Source organism: bacterium, assembly GCA_040753555.1.
GTDB lineage: Bacteria > UBA9089 > UBA9088 > UBA9088 > UBA9088 > JBFLYE01.
This window is the reverse complement of sequence record JBFMDZ010000012.1, coordinates 16,954-27,399: the sequence shown is the minus strand read 5'-3', so window position 1 is coordinate 27,399 and position 10,446 is coordinate 16,954. Positions and strand designations below refer to the sequence as shown.

General features: G+C 38.3%; 9 protein-coding genes. 2 read left to right on the top strand and 7 right to left on the bottom strand.

Going from position 1 to position 10,446, the window contains the following annotated elements; genetic code table 11:
• Window positions 1-81: 81 nt before the first annotated feature.
• Window positions 82-264: a hypothetical protein gene (locus AB1630_02045; GenBank protein ID MEW6102593.1), complete on the bottom strand. Its 183-nt coding sequence runs from the start codon at window positions 262-264 to the stop codon at window positions 82-84.
• Window positions 265-713: 449 nt separating this feature from the next.
• Here AB1630_02045 and AB1630_02040 point away from each other — a divergent pair, with 449 nt between their 5' ends.
• Window positions 714-1,211 carry a GNAT family protein gene (locus tag AB1630_02040; protein ID MEW6102592.1) on the top strand — a complete coding sequence of 166 codons (498 nt, stop codon included), beginning with the start codon at window positions 714-716 and terminating at the stop codon, window positions 1,209-1,211.
• Window positions 1,212-1,281: 70 nt separating this feature from the next.
• On the top strand, window positions 1,282-1,920 hold the full coding sequence (locus tag AB1630_02035) for a hypothetical protein (protein ID MEW6102591.1): 639 nt from the start codon (window positions 1,282-1,284) through the stop codon (window positions 1,918-1,920).
• A 190-nt stretch (window positions 1,921-2,110) separates the two neighbouring features.
• Here AB1630_02035 and AB1630_02030 read toward each other — a convergent pair whose 3' ends face one another.
• The 6 genes from AB1630_02030 to AB1630_02005 form a co-directional block, all read right to left on the bottom strand.
• The gene (locus tag AB1630_02030; protein MEW6102590.1) at window positions 2,111-3,253 is read right to left on the bottom strand and encodes a T9SS type A sorting domain-containing protein; all 1,143 of its coding nucleotides are present in this window, start codon (window positions 3,251-3,253) and stop codon (window positions 2,111-2,113) included.
• 1 nt (window position 3,254) lies between these two features.
• Entirely contained in the window at window positions 3,255-3,800 is a 546-nt protein-coding gene (locus tag AB1630_02025) for a hypothetical protein (GenBank protein ID MEW6102589.1), read from the bottom strand.
• Between the two features lie 6 nt (window positions 3,801-3,806).
• Window positions 3,807-3,959, bottom strand: coding sequence for a hypothetical protein (locus AB1630_02020; protein MEW6102588.1), 153 nt, complete (start codon window positions 3,957-3,959; stop codon window positions 3,807-3,809).
• Between the two features lie 51 nt (window positions 3,960-4,010).
• Window positions 4,011-4,376 (bottom strand): DUF5615 family PIN-like protein, encoded by a 366-nt coding sequence (locus AB1630_02015; protein MEW6102587.1) that lies wholly within the window; start codon window positions 4,374-4,376, stop codon window positions 4,011-4,013.
• 3 nt (window positions 4,377-4,379) lie between these two features.
• A complete protein-coding gene (locus AB1630_02010) occupies window positions 4,380-4,604 on the bottom strand; it encodes a DUF433 domain-containing protein (protein ID MEW6102586.1) in 225 nt (74 codons plus the stop codon).
• 104 nt (window positions 4,605-4,708) lie between these two features.
• Window positions 4,709-10,441: a hypothetical protein gene (locus AB1630_02005; GenBank protein MEW6102585.1), complete on the bottom strand. Its 5,733-nt coding sequence runs from the start codon at window positions 10,439-10,441 to the stop codon at window positions 4,709-4,711.
• Between the last annotated feature and the right edge of the window lie 5 nt (window positions 10,442-10,446).

Here is a 10,446-nt window from a genome sequence, read left to right as displayed (position 1 = left end):
AAATTTTTCTCTTTAGTTAATTTATAAATTTGCCGATATATATACCGGCGAACCCAGTCTGTTTCAAGACCAGATAGACTCCTAATAATAGTGGAGTCTGACTTCCAATAGGCTCTTTTGATTAAAAGGAACCATTTCTATGATGGCTCTTGCTATATCCTTTGTCTCTATCTGAGGCTGTTTACGGTTATCCTGTAGTTCTCTCTCAAGTTTCCCTAATTGAAATTTCTTTTTTCCTAATGTTCTAAATCTATTAACCTTCATATTGTTTAAAGCACCTCCAAAATATTTAGGGACGCCTAAGTTTATTCAAAAGAAAAGAAAAGATGGCGTCCCCTTCTTTAATATCGGCAGATTTGGTATTTTTCTTAAATATTTCTTTTCTTTTTGTTTTTTTAACAATAATCCATTTTATCTTATTGTTTATATAGATTTGTAAAAAGTTGGGGAAGTTCTGGCCTTATGATTATATTTCTTGAATGGATTTGGAAATACCAAAAGATTATCTAAATTTGAAGGAAGGTCTGCCAACAGGGCAAAAAGGCATTTAAACCGAAGAATACAAAAACAGCTACTTCCATCTTGAGGCATTTGTAAGAAAAATTTTTTCTTGCATTTTTTTCTGTTTTTGTGGGATAATAAGGAGTGTTCTGATTTTTCAGCCAGAGTAAAATTGGGGGAAACAAGTTGTGCGAAAAACCCGACGAGGTTTTATGGTTTTATTAGAAAAATTCATTGCAAAAGACATTCCAAGTTTTATTAGCTGGTTGAAAGATACTGATGCTGAGTTTTTAGTTCAATTTGCTGGTCCAAAATATAAATATCCATTAGATGAAAATCAGATATTACAAACCTTAAATGATAAAAATTATATTGTATTTAAAGCAATCGATGAAAAATTAAATATCCCAATAGGTCATTGTCAATTAATGGAAATTAATTTTATAAATAAAACCGCAGCAATTGGAAGAGTATTAGTAAGAAAAGAATACCGAAATAAAAATTATGGTTATGAGATGTTAATGAATTTAGTAAAATATTCTAAAGATATTTTGGACCTTAAAAAATTAACTTTAAGAGTTTTTGATTTTAATATTGCTGCCATTAACTGTTATAAAAAAATAGGATTTGTAGAAATAAAAAATGAAAATGTTTATTTTAAAGATATTGGAAAAACTTGGAAATGTCTTACCCTAGAATATCAAATATAATGGAATGTCGGGTACTTCGCACAACGACCGTTATCTGCTCATTACGGGTAGGAAGAGGTGGTGATATAAAATGGAACGATTAAAACTTTCAAATAAAGCAAAAGAGAGTATAAAAAGGTTAGTTAATTCTAAGGATTCAGAGAAGATGGGATATATTGCGGCTATAGAGCCACAAACAGGAGAAGTGATTTCTTATGGTAAAAGTGTTGCAGAAGCCTCAAAAGAAGGCAGAAGAATGAAAAATGACCCTAAAGCAGTATTTTTCTTTGTAAAAATAGGTTATCCGGCAGTTCATGTGCTTAAAAGCATCAAGTTAGAAGGATATATTGACCAAGGGTATTTCCCTAAAGTAAAAGGATATATTCATAATAGGAACTTACATCTTGCATCTTCAATTCCTGCTGAAAATATACATTCTTTAGATTTTATAGCTGATACTGGTTTTTCAGGTTTTATTGTGTTAGATACAAAGATTATCCAATCTATTGAAAGAGATTATATTGGTGAAGATACAACTATTTTAGCTGGAGGCAGAGAACATCCTGTAAGTGTATATCTTAGCGATATTACGGTTAATAGCCTAAAATTAAATGGAGTAGAAATTATAGAAATGGAGGGGGAATATCTTACGGGAATAGCCCTTATGAAGTTTATATGCAAAAGAGCAATATTTGCCTTTGATAAAGATGAAGTGCTTTTTGAAGATTAATGGAAATGCCTGCAACGGCAGATAACACGGTGTTTGCAGGAAGCTTCGTTCCCCCAAATCCGCCTTCGGCAACTTCTTTTATCCGCAAGCCGTTATATGAAATTTGGCGAGAGAGGTAATGAAAATGATAACAAAAAGGCGTTATGTTAATACTTGAGATCCAATTTTGTTTTAGTATAGTAAGATTGACTTATTTAATAATCCCAACCCTTCCTCTTTTCTTGTTTCCTCCATCACTAATAACCCAAATATAGACCCCTCCTGCTACTTCCTCTCCTTTATTGTTTCTTATATCCCAAGAAAAAGAGCTACTTACATTTTCCCTCATCATCACAAGCTCACCAGAAATAGTAAATATGCTGATGGAGCTATTCAAGGGAAGGTTGGCAAATCTAATAGCCTTATGATTATATTTCTTGAATGGATTTGGAAATACCAAAAGATTATCTAAATTTGGAGGAAGGCTTGCCAATAAGGCAAAAAGGCTTAAGTTTCCTGTTTTTGCGAAACAGAGGTTATTATTGGTATCTACTTGGGTTATAAGCTTTTCCCAGGTGCCATTTTTATACTCATAAATGGAGAGGGAGCTTTCCTGGATTGAGGTATTGTCAATTATTCCATCATTATCGTTATCTTCATATTCTATGGTTAGGGTAATCTCCTTATTGAGAATGCTCTGGCCATTCTCAAGGCTAATATCAATAGCTATGCCAGCAAAGATGCTTGAAGATGGGGGTGAAGGGCAATATGCCCTCGCAATCTTAAGGACTGTATCACTATTTACTGTGTCTTCAGGTAAATAGAGAGAGATATTATTCCCCTTTCTTATGGTTGTGCCTGTGCCTTTCTTTACTATCCCCTCAACATAGTCATTGCTCAAATGGTCTATGGTAAGTGTAATGACAGGGGGTGATGGGTCAGGTATTCCATCATTATCCTTAGAGATAGCAGAAAGCTCATAAAGACCCTCTGAAAGGGCAAGGGTATCCCATATTGTAAGAAAAATAGAGGAAAAAATGGAACTTTCTGTGGAGATGGCTGTCCATGTTGTTGTGCCAACTTTACGATACCTAAAATCCACTGAGGAAAAACTCTGGTTTTCCAAAACCTCAACCACTAGCTCACCCGATAAGGAAGTTCCTGTGCCAGGTCTAATAATCTTTGCTGATTGTGGAATCAGCCTTAATGTGGCTGTGGACATCTTTGCTAAAAAATCCATCCCTGAACAATTTGTATAGGTAAGAGAGGCTGTGTTTGTAACAAGGAAAGCTCGTGCCCATTTAGGGCATAAAATGACCCCTCCTAGGATTAACCATAGACATATCCTTAACATTTCACTTAATCTTCACTTGATAGCGAATAATGGCTGTTTTTTCAGGAGCAATAATTAGCTCAACCGTGTTTCCATTGTTAGCTTGCTTATTCTTGCCAACAATGATTTTGCTGTCACTAAAGTTTGCCATATCGCCATCCTTTGCATTGGTGCAGGAAATTGTTGTTTCTGTGCTTACCTCAATCCCCTTTCCTGTTCCATAGCTGTTTTCCTGGAAGGTTAGACTTCCAGATAGCACATCCTCAACCACTACATATCTGGCATTGTCTTCGCCTGTATTCTGCAATGTTACTTGGTACTCAAGCAAATCACCGCTTGCCCCGTTTACCTCATTCTGAAATGCTCCCTGCCTGGTTATATTTTTAACCAGCTTTTGGATGGATACATTTGGCAGAGACAAGACCACTATTTTGGCGGTATCAGAACCTGTGTATGTGTTGCTACCTTCATCCTCATAAGAGAGCTCTGCTACATTCGTCAATGTGGATGTCCCAAAAGAAACAACGGGAAGAAGAAGCAGAAATGCAAATACCCCTATCCTTTTCATTTTTTATCACCTCCTTTTTACAAAGATTAATTTTTTGTAACCATTCACCTTTTTAACCCTCCTTGTCTTAATAGAATGCAGAACAAGGGAGTAGAAGGAGTCAATTTTGGATTTTGCTCCCTGTTTTCCCTCCTCCCTTTCTTCTGTTTTCTGTATCATTTTTTGCTATTTCTTAATGAGCATTTTTCCAAGCTTTTTGACAATGCTGTATTATTCATCATTTCTGCCACGGATACGAATCTTGATTTCTTCAACAATCCACAAATGCTGTCTTAAAGGTTCACGAACAATAAGGGGAATGATACCCTTCATAACCTTAACGATATAATGTTTTGCCTGGGTTTTAAGCCGTAGAACAATAATGCCAGAGAATTCCTCTGGTGGATATGCCCTGATGTCTGAGAAATCTGTATCTAATGTTACCAGAATACGATGTTCGCTTTTGCATAATTCTGCAAGAATAGAATCTTCTACTCCTTGCAATTGTTGCTCTTTTACAGTTTTTGCATCATAGCCAGCATTGACAAGCAACTTTGCAACTTCAATTGGTAGATTTTCATCTATCTTAAACTGCATTTGCTATGCTACAGATACTAGTCTTTCGCTAGATAGCTCCGCTGCATAAGCTATAGCGGCTCTAATATCTTCAGGACTAATTGAGGGATAACTTTTTAAAATTTCATTTTCATCTATACCTTCTGCTAAGTTATCCAATATAACTGACACCATTATGCGAGTTCCTTTAATACAAGCCCTCCCATGGCATACAAATGGGTCTGTTGTTATTCTTTCTCTCCAGTTCATATCTTTCTCCTTTTATTACATAATTATACCCTCAAAAAACTCAAAATTCAAAACCATTAAAACTTTGTGCCCTTACTCAGTTTGTGCCTTCTTTTTACACATATTCATTTTTTTATCCTCACTTGGTAAAGAATGGTTACTGTGCCAGAGGGAGGGATACTAATCTCTTCCCCATTGCCTGTGGTTTCACCTTTATCCTTACCAATTGTGATTGTATTGGATATAAAATTAGCCTTATCACTATCACATTCGTCTGTTTGAGATTTATCATCAATCTTGATTGAATTTGCCTCATAAACAACCCCATCTGGCAGGACATCTATCACAACAACAAAATTGGCTGTTTTATTCCCTGTATTGGTTAAGACAAGCCTGTATTCAAGCCTGTCGCCAGCAATACCATCTATGTTTTCCTCGTAACCTGTGTTACGGGTTATATTCCTTACCTCCTTTTTTATGGTAACATAAGGGCCTTCTATAAATATGGTGGCTGTTCCAAGTTTATCTTTATCCTTTGCTGTAATGGTTATAGTGCAGGGTGTATCTAATGTAATGGATAGGGTAGCAATCCCATTTACAAAATTGCTTACTTCAGTTGGAGAAATATTCCCTTTGTCAACAGAGAGTTTTACTGTGTTTTGATAGTCAGTCTTTATCCAACTATCTTCATCTAATGCAATTACCTCAAGTTCAAATGGTGTGCTAACAGTGGCGGTTGCCGGAGTATAAACCTTAAAGTGGTCAAGTTCTCCAGGGATTGCCTCGCAAATGAACGAACCAACACCCCAGGTAGTAAAATAAAGCCTATTGGGAGTGGTCTGGTCTAATTTCAGGCTTCCTCGCTTTAAGCATAATGGAGATACAGCCTCTGTTTGTGGAATAAATACCTTCCAATTTTCTCCTCTGTCTACGCTCCTTATTATATCTATTTTTCCATTCCAGCTTTCCGCATAAACTACATCTGATGTTCTTGGGTCTAAAACTACGGCACTAAAATATCCATCTCTTATTTTATTCCAACTTTTTCCTCCATTTTCACTCTTCCATAATCCACCATCCTCATCACAGGCGACATATATTATGTTGGTATCCCTAAAGTCTATAGCAATATCACGGACTATTTTATTTAAAACCTTTGTCCAGGTTCCTCCTCCATCTGTTGACTTAAATACGCCAATCTCACCTTCATCAATACCAGCATAGACTATATTTGGGTCTTTCGGGTCAATCGCTATCTGCCAGGCTTGATTGCCTGATAGACCACTATAGCTCCAGCTTTCCGCACCATCAATAGATTTGTAAATTCCATTTGGATAATCAATACCAGCATAGAGAATAGAGGGGTTGCCAGGGGCAATAGCTAATCCTCGTATTCCTACCTTTTCTGGAAGCCCATTGGTTTTTGTCCCCCAGGTATTGCCAGAATCTATGCTTTTGCATAAGACCCCCTGCTTAATAGTCTCCCAATCGCCCCCATACAATGCCGCATAGATAGTGGTTGGCTCTTTTGGGTCAATAACAATCCTATCAATATTCATTTGGTCATTATAATCCCAATCGGGTAGAATTTGTAAGTTATTATGTAATTGTTTCCAGGTTTCGCCGCTATTTTCTGTCTTATATCCCCTGATTTCTCCTGTTCCAACATAAATATTTTTTGAATCCTTTGGGTCAATTTCAATTCTGTGAGACCAGATATTCTGAAACCCCTGATTTGATTGCGTCCAACTTCCACCAGCATTTTCACTTCTAAAAAATCCGCCCGCACTTGAGGCATAGACATTGTCTGAATCCTTTGGGTTCACTGCCAGTGAGGTGAGACTTGTAAGTAGGTAACGAGGAATGAGTGGCTCAGCTTTAACATCAGTGCTGATTATGAACCACCAATCTCCATTGTTTGTGCTTTTATATATACCACCATTTTGACCAAGGTAAAGTCTATTAGGGTGATTAGGGTCAACGGCTAAGTTTGTTCCAAATCTACCAGCACAATAAAACCCATACGGGGAAAGCCCAGCATTTATAGCTTCCCATGTATTACCACCATCCTTAGTCCGAAGGATATTATAATTCCCCCCATTATACTGAGATTGGACTAATAGATAAACGGTATCATAAGAGACAGGATTTATGGTTATCCCCCTTGGGATAACATATAGATAGCTCACACCTGTATCAACAGAATCCCAGGTTATACCGCCATCAGTAGACTTATAGACCCCCTTTCCCCAACTTCCTGCATACAGGGTATTTGTAGAGACCGGGTTGATGGCTATTGTAGTAATTGGAGTTTTATCGCTATTAACCTCTATTAAACTTCCCCAAGTCTTCCCGCCATCTGTGCTTTTAAAGATGCCTCCTGTAGTATTAGGGTTGTCAAAGATGTATTTATTACTACTTATTCCTGCATAGACTACATCCGGGTTATAAGGGTCAACAGCTATGCCATAAATATACCAGTCTTTAAGTCCGATTTTTTTCCAACTATTTCCTCCATCTTCACTCTTGCAGATGCCGAAGTCTTTGTATACTCCAGCAATATACAAGGTGGTTGGTGTTGATGGGCTAATGGCAATGGCAGTAGCACCGCAGGCTTGAAAAACCCTTCCACCCACCTCCCTCCAACTCCTTCCTTTGTCAATACTCTTCCATATTCCATAATCTGCTAATATATAGATAACATTTGGATTTTTTGGGTTAATTGCCAGTGTCCAGGCATAACCCATATAAGGACCAATGGGTTTTACAACAGCCTTTGATACCTTAATTAAGTAAGGTTCATCAGCATAATTTAAAGGGTCATACCTTATCCCTTCATTATCCCTTGCCTCAATGTAATATTGGATTCCAGGAAATATTACATCATTTGCAGGAATTGTGGCAGAATAGATAGAGGATGTTCCATCTACAAGTGACATAGGGATTGAGCTGAATAACCCCTCCGTTCCTTTGCGATAATAAACATTGGCCCCTGTTACTTCTACATCATCAACAATGCTTGCCTTTATTTCTATTGCTTTGTTTGGATGGCTTGCCCTTGGCACAATATGGCCAATAAATGGGAGGGAATTGGATGATGGCAAGATAAATATTGTCTTTGTCCCTATTTTATCTTGATTTTGGCTATCTTTTACAGTAATGGTTATCGTTTCTGCGGTATCTAATGTAATGGATAGGGTAGCGACTCCATTTACAAAATTGCTTACTATACTTGGAGAAATATTCCCTTTGTCAACAGAAAGGGTAACTATTCCACTGTAATCAGTAGTTGTAAATTTATCGCTATCTAAAGCAACAATATGTGCTTTGAATGGTTTGCCCTGAACCGCCTGCGGTGGTGTGTATACACCAAAGGCAGTATGCGTTCCCGGTTGCACCTCGCTTTGCCAAAAGCCTTCACCCCAGGTGCAGAAATAGACTTTATTCGGGATATTAGGGTCAATCTTTAATGCGTCTATTTTTAAGAGTGGAGACCCACTCATATTTGCCCCATATTGGGTGTCTTTGATTATTTGCCAGGTGCATCCATTGTCAGGGCTTCTATACATTGCGACAAAGTTATCTGCTTCCCAATTTTCAGCATAGAGGACATCTGGAACAAAAGGGTCAATCTCTATTGAGATAGGGCGTCCAGGCGCTATCAGTGTCCATGTTTGTCCAGCATCTGTAGTTTTGTAAAGCCCATCAAGGGTAGCCGCATATAAAATGCTGGTATTTAACGGGTGAATGGCAATATCTCGCACGCTTTTTCCTGAAAGGCTCTGTGTCCAGGTTCCTTCACCAGCATTGGTTGATTTCCATAAGCCATACTCACCATCAGGTCCATAGGCACTAGCCGCATAGATTACATTTGGATTTTTAGGGTCAATCTTTATGTTCCAGAATCTTCCTGTCGTCTTACTTGTTTGAAACCAATCCTCTCCTGCATTTGTCGTTTTGTATATGCCAAACTCTTTCTGGTCACAACCTCCACCACAATAAAGAATATCAGGGTTAACCGGGTCTATTGCCACTGCATACCAGCGCACATCGTCATCCTCTTTCCCTTCTGGTGGTGGCAATCCCTTAGCTTTTTTAACCCAGTTATTTCCATCGTCTATACTTTTGTAGATTGTGTAACCGTCAAAACCGAATCCCCAGCCATTGCTACCTGCTGCATAAATAGTAGTGGGAGTAGAAGGGTTTATAACAAGAGGGCCAGCCATTCCTAGGTAGGCATAAGGATATCCTATTGTATTGGGAGCTTGTCCGGGTATTTGTCGCCAGGTTTGACCATAATCTGTTGTCTTATATAACCTTTGTTCAGCTGTTCCTAAATAAACATAGCCTGCTGATGTGCCAGGAGTAATTGTCCAAGCAAAGACACAATGCAGACCTCTATTTGTTTTTGTCCAGTATTCTCCTTTGTTTGTGCTTTTAAATATCCCACCTTCACAGCCATAATAGACTGTATCTGGATTTTTATGGTCAATAACCATTGAATTTCCGCCAAGATACCAGCTAGAGGGAAGAAAATCCTCTACAATATCAGCATTGTTTTTTTCAACCCAATTATCACCATTATCTATACTCTTGTAAGCACCATTCCTGGTAGGAAGGTATAGTGTTAATGGATCGTTTGGATCAACAACAAGTTGCGAACCATTACGGTCAGCTTGAGGGAAGTAGGATGGCAAAGGATTTAAGCCGCTATTTATTTGTGTCCAGCTCTGACCACCGTCCATACTTCTATATACACCATTATCCATCTCTAAAGCATATACTATAGTTGATGTAGCTGGATTAACTGTTATACCCTTAGGTAAGATGCGGGCCATAAAAGGCAGACCATTATTTATAGCCTTCCAGGTAATACCACCATCCTCTGATTTATAGATACCAAAACCCCAGGTGCCTCCATATAAAACCTTCCCCTGAGATGTTGGGTCAATGGTTATGACACTCATAGCAGGGTCTATTGCTTGTTTGATAACATCTAACTCGTAGAATGTCTCGCCACTGTTATCACTCCTCCATAAAGACCCATATCTTAATATCCCACTCGCAAATCTACCTTCACTTCTACAGACATACAACCTGCCAGGATTGGCTCTATCAGGGGTTATTCCATAAATCTGATTCCCAGGCAATCCTATATTTATAAAATTATTTCCTCCGTCAGTGCTTTTATATATACCACGACCTGCTGGTTCATCGCCGCCACAATCTGCCAGAGGTGCAACATAGACTGTAGTAGGTGTTGATGGGTCAAGCGCAAGGGCTGGTCCTGCACCATGGGCGGTATTTTCCTTACCATCCTTTACCGCAGCACCAATTGCCTTCCAGGTTCTGCCAGCATCAATGCTCTTATAATATCCATAATCTGCGGAAAGATATAGGACATTATTGTTTTTAGGGTCCATAACCATTGCCCAGATATAGGCAACAATAGAAGGGCCATTGGGCTTGAAGAATATTTTTGATACATCAATCTGATAAGGTGAGCTTAAACCAAGGGGTGGGTCATATCTTATCCCTTCACTATCTTTTGCCTCAATGTAGTATTGGATTCCCTCAAAGGTTACACCATCTGCAGGAATTGTGGCAGAATAGATAGAGGATGTTCCATCTAGAAGTGACATAGGGATTGAGCTGAATAACCCCTCCGTTCCTTTGCGATAATAAACATTGGCCCCTGTTACTTCTACATCATCAACAATGCTTGCCTTTATTTCTATTGCTTTGTTTGGATGGCTTGCCCTTGGCACAATATGGCCAATAAATGATGTAGCAAAACCCTCTGTTGTTAAGCTTATTATAAATATACCCAATAAAAATTGGTTTTTAAGTCTAGCCATTTATT

Excerpts from the sequence above, each read along its gene's own strand:
- AB1630_02045 (MEW6102593.1), bottom strand. The coding sequence starts at position 264 with ATGAAGGTTAATAGATTTAGAACATTAGGAAAAAAGAAATTTCAATTA.
- AB1630_02040 (MEW6102592.1), top strand. The coding sequence starts at position 714 with ATGGTTTTATTAGAAAAATTCATTGCAAAAGACATTCCAAGTTTTATT.
- AB1630_02035 (MEW6102591.1), top strand. The coding sequence starts at position 1,282 with ATGGAACGATTAAAACTTTCAAATAAAGCAAAAGAGAGTATAAAAAGG.
- AB1630_02030 (MEW6102590.1), bottom strand. The coding sequence starts at position 3,253 with ATGTTAAGGATATGTCTATGGTTAATCCTAGGAGGGGTCATTTTATGC.
- AB1630_02025 (MEW6102589.1), bottom strand. The coding sequence starts at position 3,800 with ATGAAAAGGATAGGGGTATTTGCATTTCTGCTTCTTCTTCCCGTTGTT.
- AB1630_02020 (MEW6102588.1), bottom strand. The coding sequence starts at position 3,959 with ATGATACAGAAAACAGAAGAAAGGGAGGAGGGAAAACAGGGAGCAAAA.
- AB1630_02015 (MEW6102587.1), bottom strand. The coding sequence starts at position 4,376 with ATGCAGTTTAAGATAGATGAAAATCTACCAATTGAAGTTGCAAAGTTG.
- AB1630_02010 (MEW6102586.1), bottom strand. The coding sequence starts at position 4,604 with ATGAACTGGAGAGAAAGAATAACAACAGACCCATTTGTATGCCATGGG.
- AB1630_02005 (MEW6102585.1), bottom strand. The coding sequence starts at position 10,441 with ATGGCTAGACTTAAAAACCAATTTTTATTGGGTATATTTATAATAAGC.